The 13,139-nt window shown below is 73.3% G+C and carries 12 protein-coding genes; 8 read left to right on the top strand and 4 right to left on the bottom strand.

All coding sequences use genetic code 11. The features are described 5' to 3' along the window. Window positions 1–16: 16 nt before the first annotated feature. Both ACZ6WH_RS12215 and ACZ6WH_RS12220 read right to left on the bottom strand, forming a co-directional pair. Window positions 17–373 carry a peptidase inhibitor family I36 protein gene (locus ACZ6WH_RS12215; RefSeq protein WP_432853787.1) on the bottom strand — a complete coding sequence of 119 codons (357 nt, stop codon included), beginning with the start codon at window positions 371–373 and terminating at the stop codon, window positions 17–19. Between the two features lie 247 nt (window positions 374–620). Further along, a complete protein-coding gene (locus ACZ6WH_RS12220; protein ID WP_469727845.1) occupies window positions 621–2,219 on the bottom strand; it encodes an MFS transporter in 1,599 nt (532 codons plus the stop codon). Between the two features lie 115 nt (window positions 2,220–2,334). Here ACZ6WH_RS12220 and ACZ6WH_RS12225 point away from each other — a divergent pair, with 115 nt between their 5' ends. From ACZ6WH_RS12225 to ACZ6WH_RS12260, 8 genes are all read left to right on the top strand, one after another. Beyond that, a complete protein-coding gene (locus ACZ6WH_RS12225; RefSeq protein ID WP_432853793.1) occupies window positions 2,335–3,000 on the top strand; it encodes a TetR/AcrR family transcriptional regulator in 666 nt (221 codons plus the stop codon). 145 nt (window positions 3,001–3,145) lie between these two features. Then, the gene (locus ACZ6WH_RS12230) at window positions 3,146–4,360 is read left to right on the top strand and encodes an alpha/beta hydrolase (RefSeq protein ID WP_469727847.1); all 1,215 of its coding nucleotides are present in this window, start codon (window positions 3,146–3,148) and stop codon (window positions 4,358–4,360) included. Window positions 4,361–4,493: 133 nt separating this feature from the next. Beyond that, on the top strand, window positions 4,494–5,396 hold the full coding sequence (locus ACZ6WH_RS12235; protein WP_469727849.1) for a DUF4429 domain-containing protein: 903 nt from the start codon (window positions 4,494–4,496) through the stop codon (window positions 5,394–5,396). Window positions 5,397–5,616: 220 nt separating this feature from the next. Next, a complete protein-coding gene (locus ACZ6WH_RS12240; protein ID WP_469727850.1) occupies window positions 5,617–7,002 on the top strand; it encodes a sensor histidine kinase in 1,386 nt (461 codons plus the stop codon). Further along, on the top strand, window positions 6,999–7,679 hold the full coding sequence (locus tag ACZ6WH_RS12245; protein ID WP_469727851.1) for a response regulator: 681 nt from the start codon (window positions 6,999–7,001) through the stop codon (window positions 7,677–7,679). Before ACZ6WH_RS12240 ends, ACZ6WH_RS12245 begins: the two co-directional genes overlap by 4 nt. A gap of 122 nt (window positions 7,680–7,801) precedes the next feature. Then, on the top strand, window positions 7,802–8,458 hold the full coding sequence (locus ACZ6WH_RS12250; RefSeq protein WP_469727852.1) for a YceI family protein: 657 nt from the start codon (window positions 7,802–7,804) through the stop codon (window positions 8,456–8,458). 233 nt (window positions 8,459–8,691) lie between these two features. Beyond that, window positions 8,692–9,921, top strand: a complete 1,230-nt coding sequence (locus ACZ6WH_RS12255) for an alpha/beta hydrolase (RefSeq protein ID WP_469727853.1) — start codon at window positions 8,692–8,694, stop codon at window positions 9,919–9,921. An 87-nt stretch (window positions 9,922–10,008) separates the two neighbouring features. Further along, window positions 10,009–11,331, top strand: a complete 1,323-nt coding sequence (locus ACZ6WH_RS12260; protein WP_469727854.1) for an acyltransferase family protein — start codon at window positions 10,009–10,011, stop codon at window positions 11,329–11,331. Between the two features lie 157 nt (window positions 11,332–11,488). Here the strand turns inward: ACZ6WH_RS12260 and ACZ6WH_RS12265 are convergent, their stop codons facing one another. Together ACZ6WH_RS12265 and ACZ6WH_RS12270 are read right to left on the bottom strand one after the other, a co-directional pair. Next, on the bottom strand, window positions 11,489–12,505 hold the full coding sequence (locus ACZ6WH_RS12265) for an aldo/keto reductase (protein WP_469727856.1): 1,017 nt from the start codon (window positions 12,503–12,505) through the stop codon (window positions 11,489–11,491). A gap of 39 nt (window positions 12,506–12,544) precedes the next feature. After that, window positions 12,545–13,024 (bottom strand): MerR family transcriptional regulator, encoded by a 480-nt coding sequence (locus tag ACZ6WH_RS12270; RefSeq protein ID WP_432853820.1) that lies wholly within the window; start codon window positions 13,022–13,024, stop codon window positions 12,545–12,547. Between the last annotated feature and the right edge of the window lie 115 nt (window positions 13,025–13,139).

Consider the following 13,139-nt stretch of genomic DNA (forward strand, 5'->3'; position numbering starts at 1 on the left):
CTTTCCTGCGCCCGGCTCAGCGCTCCCAGATCTTGACCGCCCGCACCTCGTACGGCGAGTCCGGCACGTAGGTGCCGCCACCGGGATACGTGTCGTACTCGCCGGTCTCGGCGCACTCGGCGCTCTGGTACGTGGTGACGGGCCGCCCGGTGCGGTTCACGAAGGAGTGCGCGGCGCGGCCCGTGGGCAGCGGCACACAGCTCTCGATGTCGGTGTCGGCCAGCTCATGGGTCGTGCGCGGGCCTTCGTACCCGGGCTTCGGCCAGAGGCAGAGCCGGCCGGCGGCGCAGGCGGCAGGGGCCGGGTGGGCCGCTGCCGCCGAGGTCAGCAGAACGGCCGCGCCTGCCGTGGCCGCGAGAAGTGTCGTACGCATGGGTACCCCCGTGTCGGTGATCGTCCGATGACCGGTCCGAGGACACGCTCCCGCCCCCGCCGCCGCGTGGCGAACGCAACCGGGCCCCGTCCCCCTGATAGGGGAAAACGGGGCCCGGTGGTGGCGTGGAACAGCGCTCCGCGGCACGTCACGGCGCAGCGCCGCAGGGCCGCGCCCCGTAAGAGGGGCGCGGGGAACTGCGCGAGCGACCACGACGGCGCCGCACGTGGGCACCGCGTAAGACGGGTCAGATGTGGCCGACGCCGCCCTCGACCTCGTTCTCGCCGCGCTTGGTCAGGAACGCGACCACCGCCGCGACAGCAGCGACGCCGCAGGCGACCGTGAAGGCCAGGCCCATGCCGGAGATGAACGTGTCGTGGGCGACCGCGGTGATCTTCTCGGCGAAGGGGGCAGGGGTGCCCTTGGGCACCGGTGCCATGCCGACGGCGACCGCGTCGGCGGCCTTGTCCAGCTGGGCGGCCGGGATGGGCTGCAGGTGCGCCGCGTTCCAGTTGTCGGGCAGCTCGTGGTTGACCCGGGAGGCCATGACGGCGCCCAGGACGGCCGTGCCGAGGCTGCCGCCGACCTGCATCGCGGCCTGCTGGAGACCGCCGGCGACACCGGAGAGCTCCATCGGCGCGTTGCCGACGATGACCTCGGTGGCGCCGACCATGACGGGCGCGAGGCCCAGGCCGAGGAGGGCGAACCAGAGGGACATGGCGCCGGTGCCGGTACCGGTGTCCAGGGTGGCCATGCCGAACATCGCGACGGCGGTGAAGACCATGCCGCCGACCAGCGGGACGCGCGGGCCGAACTTGGTGATCATGGCGCCCGCGACCGGCGAGGCGACGATCATCATGCCGGTGAGCGGCAGGAGGTGCAGGCCGCTGTCGACGGGGCTCATCCCGTGCACGTTCTGCAGGTAGAAGGTGACGAAGAACAGCCCGCCCATGAAGGCGAAGGCCATCAGCACCATCAGGACCGTGCCGGCGGTGAGCGGCACGGAGCGGAACATGCGCAGCGGGATCAGCGGCTCACGGACCTTGGTCTCCAGCACGCCGAAGGCCGCGAACAGCGCGATCGAGCCGATCAGGAAGGCCCAGGTCTTCCCGTCGCCCCAGCCCCACTCGCCGGCCTTGATCAGCGCCCAGATCAGGCAGAACATCGCGCCGGACAGCAGCACGATGCCCGGGACGTCGAAGGAGCGCGGGGCGTTCTTCGCCCGGTGGTCCTTCAGGATCACCAGTCCCAGGACGAGGGCGAGGATGCCGACGGGGACGTTGATGAAGAAGACGGACTGCCAGTTGACGTGCTCGACGAGCAGGCCGCCGACGATCGGGCCGCCGGCGGTGGAGGCGCCGATGACCATGCCCCAGATGCCGATGGCCATGTTGAGCTTCTCGGCCGGGAAGGTGGCGCGCAGCAGGCCGAGCGCGGCCGGCATCAGCAGGGCGCCGAAGAGGCCCTGCAGTACGCGGAAGACGATGACCAGCGAGACCTCGCCGGACAGGCCGATGGCCCCGGAGGCGAGGGCGAAGCCGACCACACCGATGAGGAACGTCTGCCGGTGGCCGAAACGGTCACCGAGCTTGCCGGCCGTGATCAGCGCGACGGCCAGCGCGAGGAGGTACCCGTTGGTGATCCATTGGACGTCGGCGAGCGAGGCGCCGAGGTCCTTCTGGATGGCCGGGTTGGCGATGGCGACGATGGTGCCGTCGAGCGCCACCATCATCACGCCGATCGCCACGGAGAAGAGGGTCAGCCAGGGGTGGCCACGCAGTCCCCTGCGCGGCTCCGGTTCGGTGATGTCCGGTATCGGGTCGGCGACCGGGGTCTGTGAGCTCATGCTTCCGACAATAATGTCAGCGACTGACAGTTGACAAAGCGTTTCATGAGTCGGTAACTGTCAGTTAACTCACAGGTATCGTGAGCAGCACCGATACGACGAGGGAGGGCGGCGCATGGCGGCCGAGGTGACGCCGCGTGGCGGTGTGCGGTGCGGACTGCGCGAGCGGAAGAAGCGGCGTACGCACGACGCCCTGATCCGCGCGGCGCTGGAGCTCTGCACCGAGCAGGGGTACGACCGCACCACGATCGACGAGATCGCCGAGGCCGTCGACGTCTCCCAGCGGACCTTCTTCCGGTACTTCACCACCAAGGAGGACGTGGTCTTCGCCGTCCAGGAGATCGTCGAGGCGCGCTTCGTGGAGGCGCTGCAGGCCCGCCCGGCCGCCGAGACCCCGCTGGAGGCGTTGCGCAACGCCGTCCTGCTCGCCTGGGACGATCTCGGCCGGATGATCGAGTCGATCATCCCGGTCGAGCTGCACATGCGGACGTACCAGATGATCGAGTCGACCCCCGGACTGGTCGCCGCGCACCTGCGGCGCAGCTCCGAGCTGGAGGAGCTGATCGCGGGCGTGATCGCCCGGCGCGAGGGCCTGGACCTGGACACGGACCCCCGGCCGCGGATCGTGGTCGCGGCCTTCAGCGGCGTGATGCGGCTGGCCGGACGGCTGTGGGGCGAGGCCGGCGAGTGCAGCGTGGAGTCCATCCGCGCCATCACGGAGAATCATCTGGACGGCATCGTTCCGGCGGTCGCGGGCGAGTGGCGCAAAAAGGCCCCTTAAGTCGACCGTATGAGCGTTTCGCTGCACGTCAGAGCGGGACAAATGGGTGCGAAGTGTCCGTTGTGACCCTAATGACCCACAGTGAAACGTGAGTTGCCTCACCCAATCCACGAGCGCCGCGCGCCGTCTCCTAGGCTGGCCCGCGGTGACTTCTTTCTCCGAGCTCGGCGCTCCTCCCGGTTTTCTGCAGTCCTCCGCCTGGCGCATGGCACTCGCCCTGGTGGTGGTGTTCGTGATGCTTGCGGTGACCGGCTGGACGGGGATCAGAGGCACGAAGGGCGACACCGACCCGCTGGGCACCTCCCGCGCCGCCTGGGCGGGCGGCACCTTCCACGGCCACCGGCTGCCGTCCCCGGACGCCGGCGCGCACCGCATAGCGGCATTCTTCGCCAAGCTCCGCCAGGCCGACCGGCTGCGGCTCGCCGACCGCTATCCGCTGGCCGTCGGCAACATGGCGGGCGCCCCCGCCACGCTGCGCTACCACGCCAATCACCGCGCGCTGGACCGGGCCAGGGCCGAGGCCGAGCGCCGCTCGCACGACGGCCGGCTCACCCCGGAGGGCCGCCAGGACGCCGGCCGGCTGATGCACCGGCTGGAATCCCTGATGCGGCCCGGGCGCCAGGTCCTCTCCTTCGATCCGGCCGCCGGCGGCCGCGCCGCCGAGGTCTTCGGCGACCTGACGCACGCCCGCCGCGTCTCGGTGGTGGTGCCCGGCGTCGACACCAATCTGGTGAACTTCGAGCGCACCAAGCGGGCCGACAGCGCCCCGGTGGGCATGGCCTCCGCGCTGTACGACGCGGAGCGCGCGGTGCGCCCCGACGCCCGTACGGCCGTGATCGCCTGGGCCGACTACACCGCGCCCGCCGGCATCGGCGTGGACGCGGCCGCCGGGCAGATGGCGCAGGCGGGCGCCCAGCGCCTCACCTCGATGGTCGGCGCGCTGCCGGCCGCCGCCGACGTCTCCCTGTTCTGCCACAGCTACGGCTCCGTGGTGTGCGGCGTCGCCGCCCGCGAGCTGCCCTCCCGGGTCGGCGACATCGTGGTGGCCGGCAGCCCCGGCATGCGCGCCCGGGACGCCGCTGCGCTGCACACCGACGCGCGGGTCTGGGCGATGCGGGACGCCGACGACTGGATCCAGGACGTGCCGTACCTGGAGCTGGGCGGGCTGGGGCACGGCGCCGACCCGGTGGACCCGGCGTTCGGCTCCCGGGTGCTGTCCGCGGCGGGTGCCGACGGACACGCGGGGTACTTCGCCCGCGGCACGCAGAGTCTGGCCAATTTCGCCCTCGTCGGCGTCGGCGCGGTGGCGGGCGTGAGCTGCGCCTCCGACGACGGCGACTGCTCGGCCGATCTGGCGTGAGGGCCGGGCCGGACGCCCCGCGCGGCGGCCGGCCGGAGTGCGGGCGCCCGTGGGCGGGTAAGGGATTGACGCGCGTAGCGCGTGCTGCACGGAAGGGGGACGGGCGGGCCGCCCGCCGCTTACGATGAACCGCATGGGTGATGTGCTGGCCGGTTTTCATGCCGTCTGGGAGTTCGACACGGACTCCGTACTCATCCGCTTCGAACGGGGGATCCGCAAGCCCAAGCTGTTCCAGGCGCTCGGTGAGCGCCGTATCCCCTACGAAGCGCTGAGGTCGGTGGAGGTCTCGCGGGGCAGGCGAGGGACGGTGGTGCTGCACGCCCGGCCGAGGCCGGGCGCCGATCCGCTGATGGACGCCGCCGACGGGCAGCTCAAGGACGATGCCGATCCCTACCGCCTGGTGCTCCCGGCCGACCGCGCCGACCGCGCCGGGTACTACCGCGACCAGCTCGACGGCCTGCTCGGCCGGGACGCGGACGGCCCCGCCGACCGGTATCTCGTCGCGGCCCCCGAGGCGCCGCTGACCTTCAAGGCGTACGACGGCAAGGCGACCTTCGACGGCAGTTCGGTGGCGTTCCGCTGGTTCTGGACCGGCGCCTCGACCGCGAAGTGGAAGTCCGGCGACCAGAGCTTCGCCGTCGACGGGCTGGCCGGCGTGGTCTGGCGCTCCCCGGAGAACGGCTCCTCGGCCCCCACCGCGCCCGGCGCCTGGCACAGCGGCTATCTGCGGCTGCTGGCGCACGGCGACGAGGAGGAGGACGGGCGCGGGGCCGACCAGGACCCCGCCTCGGTGATCTTCGGGCTCGGCTACGGCCCGGTCCACGAGTCGCTGCCGTTCGCCGCGGCCGTCCTGCAGGCCGTACGCAGCACGGGACCGGCCCCCGCGCCGGCCCCCGCACGCCGCCAGCTGGAGCCGCACCGCGGCCCCGCCGACATCGCCGACCGGATACGGCAGCTGGGCGAGCTGCACGACGCGGGGCTGCTGACGGACGACGAGTTCAGCACGAAGAAGGCGGAACTGCTGGCGGAGCTGTAGACGGCGGGCGACTGCGGGCACGGCGCTTGCGGGCACGGGGCCCGCGGGTGACGGCTGCGGGCACGGGACCCCCGCGGGGGCGGCTGCGGGCACGGCGCCCGGACCGCCCGCGCCGGATACCGAGGTGCGGCGCGTGGCGCGTGATACCGGAGTATGACCCGCGGCCCGCGACTCCGGTATGACGCCCCGCCGGGCCCCCGCCGCCTACGCTGAACGGGCGATGTCCACGTCACCCTCCTCCCCCTCCCCCGACGCTCCCGGGCCCGAGTCCGCCGGCCCCCGCTCCGCGCGTGCGGACCGGCGCGCCCGCGCGGAGCGCGCCGCCCGGCAGGCGCTGCGCACCCTCACCGTCGATCTCGGCACCCCGACCCGGCCCGGCGAACCCCTCCTCGGCACCGCGGCGCGCCCGTGGGTGCGCCGGCTGCCGTACCTCGTCGCCTGCGTGTTCACCGCGGCGCTGCTGCCCGTCACCGTCGTCGTACTGAGCAACAACTACGGCGTGAACGGGGGGATCTCCGGTGCGCTCGGCGTGGCCCAGACCGTGCCGCTGCTGCTCGCCGTCACCCGCCCGTTGCAGGCCTGGTGGGTGATCTTCGCTGCCGATGTGGCCGGCGCGCTGGTGCTGTCCGTGACCGCGACGCTGCCCGGCCCGCCGTACCCCTGGCCGCCGCAGACGATCATCGGCTACCTCCTCCTGATGGCCGCGCTCGGGCTCCGTGAGCGGCGTCGCACGCTCGTCGCCGTCTGGCTGGCGACCGGCGCCGCGTGCCTCCTCTTCACGGCCCTGAGGCCGGGCAGCAGCGACGGCACCTGGCTGCTGATGTTCGTCCTGTCCGGCGCGGTGCTGCTGCTCGCTGGCGCACTGCGGGAACGCGGCGAAGCCCGCCGGGAACTGGCGGCCCAGGCGACCATCAGCGAGGCGGAGCGGGCCCGGCGCACGCTGCTGGAGGAGCGCACCCGCATCGCCCGTGAACTGCACGACGTCGTCGCGCACCACATGTCGGTGATCACGGTGCAGGCGGACAGCGCGCCGTACCGCCTCCAGGGGCTCCCCGCCGAGGCCGCCGAGGAGTTCGGGACGATCGCCGCGACCGCGCGCGAGTCGCTGGCCGAAATGCGGCGGCTGCTGGGCGTGTTGCGCAGCGAGGAGAGCGAACGGCAGGGCGGCCCCGAGAAGGCGCCGCAGCCGGGCCTGGACCAGCTGACGCGGCTGGTCGAGGGGACCGTGCGGGCCGGTGTGCCGGTGGAGCTGACGCTGTCGCGGGCGCTCGGCGAACTCCCGCCCGCCGTCGACCTGTCGGCGTACCGGATCGTGCAGGAGGCGCTGGCCAACGTCGTACGGCACGCGCCCGGCGCGCCCACCCGGGTCTCGGTCACGCCGGACCGCACCGGCCTGACCGTCCTGGTCGTCAACGGCCCGCCGCCGCGCCCCGCCGCGCCCCTGGAGACCACCGGGACCGGCCACGGTCTGGTCGGCATGCGCGAGCGCGTACGGCTGCTGGGCGGCACCCTCGACACCGGCCCGCTGGCGGACGGGGGTTACCGTGTCGCCGCGCGGCTCCCGCTCACGGAGCCCCTGACGGAAAAGGACCCCACGCCCGCATGACCACTCGCGTGATCATCGTCGACGACCAGGCCATGGTGCGGGCGGGCTTCGCCGCGCTGCTCGCCGCGCAGAGCGACATCGACGTCGTCGGCGACGCGGCGGACGGCCTGCGGGGCGTCGAACTGAGCCGCCGCACCCACCCCGACGTGGTGCTGATGGACGTGCGGATGCCGGAGATGGACGGCTTGGAGGCGGCCCGGCAGCTGCTGTCCCCGCCCCCGGGCGTGACGCACCGTCCGAAGGTGCTGATGCTCACCACCTTCGACGTCGACGACTACGTGTACGAAGCGCTGCGCGCCGGCGCGTCCGGCTTCCTGCTGAAGGACGCGCCGCCGGCCGACCTGATCTCCGCGGTGCGGGTCGTGGCGGCGGGTGAGGCGCTGCTCGCCCCGTCGGTCACCCGCCGGCTGATCGCCGACTTCGCGCGGCAGCGGCCAGCGCCCCGCAAGGACCGTACGGCGCTGCGCCTGAACGGGCTCACGCCGCGCGAGACCGAGGTGCTGGAGCTGATCGCGCGCGGCCTGTCCAACCAGGAGATCGCGGCGGATCTGGTGCTGGCCGAGCAGACGGTGAAGACGCACATCGGGCGGGTACTGGCCAAGCTGGACCTGCGCGACCGCGCACAGGCAGTGATCTTCGCGTACGAGTCCGGACTGGTCACTCCCGGTGACCGCTGACGGACCGAAAGACAGTCTCGCGGCGGACCGGTGAAGCACCTGCGTAGCCCTTGAGCAGGGGTTGTTCCGGCCCCTGAGCAGCACTTGCGGCATCGCGCGCGTTCTTAGTAACAACGTTTCTCATGAAATTGTTCAGCCGCAGCTCCTCCCCCCGGCGCCCGGAGACATACTCTCCGGAGTCGCCCGCCGCTCCGGCAGCGCACGCGCCCGACGGCCCGCTGGACCCCGCTCTCGCCCACCTCACCGGCGAGTGGATGATCGACCCCGCGCACAGCAGGATCGGTTTCTCCGTACGGCACGCCATGGTGACCACGGTGCGCGGCGCCTTCACGGAGTTCGAGAGCCGGCTGTACTTCGACGGTGTGGACCCCTCCCGCTCCAACGCCCAGATCGCGCTGGCCACCGCCAGCGTCGACACCGGCGTGGAGCAGCGCGACGACCACCTGATGGGCCGCGACTTCCTCGACGCCGCGAACTTCCCCCGCATGACCTTCAAGAGCACCGACGTACAGATCGTGGGCAAGGACGTCTACCGGATGGCGGGTGACCTCACCATCCGGGACGTCACCCGCCCGGTCGTGCTGGAGCTGACCTACATCGGGCAGGTCACCGATCCGTTCGGCTACCAGCGGGCCGGCTTCGACGGCACCACGACCATCAACCGTTCCGACTGGGGCCTGACGTACAGCGCCAAGCTGGCCGAGGGCGGCGCCATGGTGAGCGAGAAGGTGCGCCTCCAGTTCGACATCGCCGCCATCCGGACCGTGCCCACCGGCTGAAGAACCGTTTCATTGATGGCCCGGTGACCGGACCGGGCACAGGTGCCGCGCCGCTCAGAGGTGGATGACCGCCATGGGGAGCTGCGAGGCGCGGCACCGCCCTTTCTCCTCCGTACGGACGAGGGCCCAATACCCCGGTATCACCTGCCACTTGGCCCCGCGGTGTGACGCCGCGCCCGGCACCCCCTTCCTACGTTTCCCTCCGCCACGCCACTGGGAGAGGGAGACCGACGATGCCGCTGCGCACTCCGCCGCGTACCGCCGACACCACCGCCACGCCGCGCAGCAGCACACCGCGCACCGGCGCGCGGTCCGGCGCCCGTCGGCGGCGCCGGGGGTGGGCAGCGCTCGCCGTGGCCGCCACGCTCGTCGCCGGTACCGGGGGCTGGGCGGCCGGCTCGGAACAGACCGCCGTCACCGGGCCCGCGCCGGGCGCCGCCGCCTGGCGCGCCGACCACACGCTGGGCCGGCCGCTGCCCGACCCGGCGACCGCCTCACCCGCCGCCGTTGCCCGCTTCTTCGCGGGGCTGACCGACGCGGAACGGAACCGGCTCGCCGACCGGCACCCCATGACCGTGGGCACCCTGGACGGCGCGCCCGTTGAACTGCGCTACCGCGCGAACGCCCACGCCCTGCGCGCCGAACGCACTCGCCAGCACTCCCGCGCCGACGACCCGGCACGCACCGCCGAGGACCGCGCGCAAGCCCGCGCCCTGGCCGGCCGCTACACCGAACTCCTCGCCCCCGGGCGGCAGATCCTCTTCTTCGACCCGCGCGGCCGGGGGCAGGTCGCCGAGGTGTACGGGGACCTCGGCGCGGCCCGGCACACGGCGGTGGTGGTGCCCGGCTCGGACATCGACGCCGGCACCTTCGACCGCGAGCGGGACCGGTACGGCACGCCGACCGGCATGGCCGCCTCGCTGCGGGCCCGGCTGACCGCCGAGGCGCCGGCCGTGCCCACCGCGGTGATCGCGTGGGCCGGTTACACCACCCCGGTCGGCCTCGGCCCGGACGCGGCGACCGGGCGGCTCGCCGAGGCCGGCGCCGGCCGGCTGGCCCGGCTGCTGGCGGGGCTGGCCGCGACCGGCGCCCCCGCGCCCGCGCTGCTCTGCCACAGCTACGGCTCGGTCGTCTGCGGCCTGGCCGCGCCCCGGGCCGGGCGTGCCGCGGTCGGTGACGTGATCCTCTTCGGCTCGCCCGGCGCCCGTACGGAACGGGCCGCCGACCTGCACGCCGGCGGCCGGGTATGGGCCGCCCGGGACGCCTCGGACTGGATCGGGCGCATCCCGAACGTCGAGGTGCTGGGCCTCGGGCACGGCACCGACCCCACCGATCCCGCGTTCGGCGCGCGCCGCGTCGCCGCGGACCGCGCCGAGGGCCACACCGGCTATCTCGTCCCCGGCACCGACTCCCTGGCCGGCTTCGCCGACATCGTGCTCGGCCGCTACGCCGACGTGCGCTGAGCGCCCGCCGGGCCGTCACCACGGGCGTGCGCCGAGCACGCCGAAACGTCGCGCGCGGGGCGCGCGCCTCTCATCCAAGGACCCGCCATGACCCTCGCGTTCCTGCACCCCGGCGGCACCGGCGGTGCCGACCGTCCCGCACCTCCGCGCGGCGCACCGGACCTCACGCCGCCGTCCCCGCGCGGCGCGCCGCGCACGCTCCTCCGCAAGGCGGGCCGCGCGGTCCGCTCCATCGACGACCGCACCCCGGCCCACCGCGACCGCGCGATCGACGGCCTGCGCGCACTCGCCCTGCTCGCCGTGCCGACCGGCCACTGGCTGGTGGGCGGCTTCACCCTGGACGCCGAGGGCGCACTGCACAACGCCAGCCCACTCTCCACGCTCGGCTTCTTCGCACCGGTCAGCTGGGGGCTCCAACTGCTGGGGATCTTCTTCCTGGTGGGCGGCTGCTCCTCCGTCCTCTCCTACCGGCGCGCGACCGAGCGCGGGCAGTCCACCGCACACTGGCTGGGTGGCCGACTGGCCCGCCTGGGCCGCCCGGTGCTCGCCGTGACGGCCGTATGGGCGCTGCTCATCGGGGTGCTGTCCGCGGCGGGCGTCCCCGAGGCGACGCTCCGTACGGGCGCGACGCTGGTCGTTCAACCCCTGTGGTTCGTGGGGGTGTACGCGGGGGTCACCGCGCTCACGCCGTACTGCGTGCGGGCCGCGGCCCGTCTCGGGCCGTGGGCGGCCGCGCCTCTCCTGGCATCCGTCGCGGTGGTCGACTTCCTGCGCTACGGCCCGTACGCGGCGGCCGTACCGTCCTGGCTCGCGCTCCTCAACCTGCTCCCCGGCTGGCTCTTCGCGTACCAGCTCGGCGTGTGCTGGGGCGAGCGCCGGCTCGGGCGGCGTGCCGCATGGGTTCTGCTGGCCGGCGGCACCGCCCTGTTCGCCGTCCTCCTGCTGGTCTTCCAGTACCCCGCCAGCATGGTCGGCGTCCCCGGCGCGGACCGGACCAACTCGCACCCGCCGTCGCTGCTGGTCCTGGCGCTGGCGGCGGCCCAGTGCGGCGCCGCGGTCCTGCTCCGGGACCGGATCGCCGCCCTGCTGCGCCGCCCGGCGCTCTGGGCGCCGGTGGTAGTGATCAACCTCTGCGCGATGACGATCTTCTGCTGGCACCAGACCGCGATGCTCATGGCCGCTGTCCCGTCCGCGTACGCCGGTCCGGTACCCGGCCTGACCACGCCGCCCGACTCCGCGGCCTGGCTGCTGACCCGCCTGGCCTGGCTCCCCCTCTTCGCCCTGCTCCTGGTGGCCATCGGCGCCTTCACCCGCCGCTTCGAGGCCCCCTGGGGCGCGGGCCGCGCCCTCCGCGCCACGGTGGCGGCCCTTGCCGCCGGATTCGCGCTCTTCGCCCTGGGTATGGGCTGAGTGGGGCCCTCCCCCTCAGCCCCAGTAGGCCCCCACCCCCACCCTCAAACCTCGGCCCCGCCCCGTCTTTTCACCCACCACCGACGGGAGGGGGCGGGTGGAAAAGACAGGTGCGTGGGAGCTGAGCTCGCTGCTCAAGTGGCTGGTCGGTCGGGGGCTACTCCCGACCCGCCGACGTGAACGCCATGTCCGCGTAACGGTCGCCCGCGACCCGCGCGGCGATCGGGTCCAGCCGCGACAGTTCGTCGGAAGAAAGCCGGAGGCCACTCGCCGCCGCGTTCTCCGTGACGCGTTCGGCGCGGCGGGTGCCCGGGATCGGGACGACGGCCAGGCCGTGGACCTCGGCCCGCTGCTGCACCCACGCCAGCGCGACCTGGCCGGGCGTCACGCCGCGCGTCTCCGCGATCTCCCGTACGGGCGCGAGCAGTCCGGCGTTGGCGGTCGCGTTGTCCCCCGTGAAGCGGGGCTGCGTACGGCGGAAGTCGTCCTCGGTCAGCTCCTTGTCGGCGCTGACGAACGAGCCGGTCAGGAAGCCGCGGCCGAGCGGCGAGTACGGCACGAAGGCGACGCCCAGCTCCGCCGCTGCCGGTACCGCGCCGCGCTCCACGTCGCGACTGAACAGCGACCACTCCGACTGGACGGCGGCGATCGGGTGCACGCCGTGCGCGGCCCGCAGTTCCTCGCCCGTGACCTCGCTCAGGCCGAGGTGCTTGACCTTGCCCTCGGCGACCAGCTCGGCCATCGCGCCGACCGTCTCCTCGATGGGGACGGTCACGTCGCGGCGGTGCATGTAGTACAGGTCGATGGTGTCGACGCCGAGGCGCGTGAGGCTGCCCTCGACCGCCTGCCGGATGTAGGGCCGGTCGTTGCGTACGCCGCGGCTGTACGGGTCGGACGGGTCCCTGACGATCGCGAACTTGGTCGCCAGGACGACCTCGTCGCGGTGCGCCCGGATGAACGGCGCGATGAGCTTCTCGTTCTCGCCGCTGCCGTAGACATCGGCGGTGTCGTACAGCGTGACGCCCAGGCCGAGCGCGTGCTCCAGCGTCGCGCGGGCCTGCCCCGCATCGGAGCCGGGGCCGTACGCCCAGCTCATGCCCATGCAGCCGAGGCCCTGGACGCCGACGCGCGGTCCGCCCGTGCCCAGCTCGACGGATGCGATCTTCTCTGTCATTGTTCCCGCTCCCTCGTCGCCGGGCTCGTACACGGGCGGTCAGCCACGTTCGTGCTCCCGTTCCGCCGCCCGGCGTGCGTCGGCGTACAGGTCGATCTTGTAGTCGAGTACTTCCAGCGTGCTGCGCAGTTCGTCGATCCGGTGCCGGACGTCCTCGCGGTGGGCCGTCAGCAGTTCCTCCCGCTCGGGGAAGGTCTGCGGACCCTCGCGGACCAGTTCGGCGTACCGGACCATGTCGGCGACCGGCATGCCGGTCAGCCGCAGCTTGCTGACCAGGTCCAGCCAGTCCAGGTCGCGGTTGGTGAAGCGGCGCTGGCCGGTGTGCGTCCGGTCGACGTGCGGCATCAGTCCGATGCGTTCGTACCAGCGCAGCGTGTGGGCGCTGAGGCCGGTGAAGTCGACGACCTCACTGATCGTGTACCGGTCCTGGCCGTCCGGCCGTCGCGGGCCCACCCGCAGGCCGGCGCAGTTGCGCGGCCTCGCCCGGGACGTGACCGGAGCGCTCTCCATCACCGACATGCCGTTACTCCCGTTCGCCGTTTCCCTCACGACGTCTCCAACGCTAGAGAGCTGGAGTGCACTCCAAGCAAGCGGAGACTTGGCGCAATCTTTGGCCGTGCGTGACCGGTCGGCG

Source organism: Streptomyces sp. NPDC050806 (assembly GCF_055586425.1).

Bases quoted from the DNA above. Each gene is read 5' to 3' on its own strand.
- ACZ6WH_RS12215 (WP_432853787.1), bottom strand. From the start codon at position 373: ATGCGTACGACACTTCTCGCGGCCACGGCAGGCGCGGCCGTTCTGCTG.
- ACZ6WH_RS12220 (WP_469727845.1), bottom strand. From the start codon at position 2,219: ATGAGCTCACAGACCCCGGTCGCCGACCCGATACCGGACATCACCGAA.
- ACZ6WH_RS12225 (WP_432853793.1), top strand. From the start codon at position 2,335: ATGGCGGCCGAGGTGACGCCGCGTGGCGGTGTGCGGTGCGGACTGCGC.
- ACZ6WH_RS12235 (WP_469727849.1), top strand. From the start codon at position 4,494: ATGGGTGATGTGCTGGCCGGTTTTCATGCCGTCTGGGAGTTCGACACG.
- ACZ6WH_RS12240 (WP_469727850.1), top strand. From the start codon at position 5,617: ATGTCCACGTCACCCTCCTCCCCCTCCCCCGACGCTCCCGGGCCCGAG.
- ACZ6WH_RS12245 (WP_469727851.1), top strand. From the start codon at position 6,999: ATGACCACTCGCGTGATCATCGTCGACGACCAGGCCATGGTGCGGGCG.
- ACZ6WH_RS12250 (WP_469727852.1), top strand. From the start codon at position 7,802: ATGAAATTGTTCAGCCGCAGCTCCTCCCCCCGGCGCCCGGAGACATAC.
- ACZ6WH_RS12255 (WP_469727853.1), top strand. From the start codon at position 8,692: ATGCCGCTGCGCACTCCGCCGCGTACCGCCGACACCACCGCCACGCCG.
- ACZ6WH_RS12260 (WP_469727854.1), top strand. From the start codon at position 10,009: ATGACCCTCGCGTTCCTGCACCCCGGCGGCACCGGCGGTGCCGACCGT.
- ACZ6WH_RS12265 (WP_469727856.1), bottom strand. From the start codon at position 12,505: ATGACAGAGAAGATCGCATCCGTCGAGCTGGGCACGGGCGGACCGCGC.
- ACZ6WH_RS12270 (WP_432853820.1), bottom strand. From the start codon at position 13,024: ATGTCGGTGATGGAGAGCGCTCCGGTCACGTCCCGGGCGAGGCCGCGC.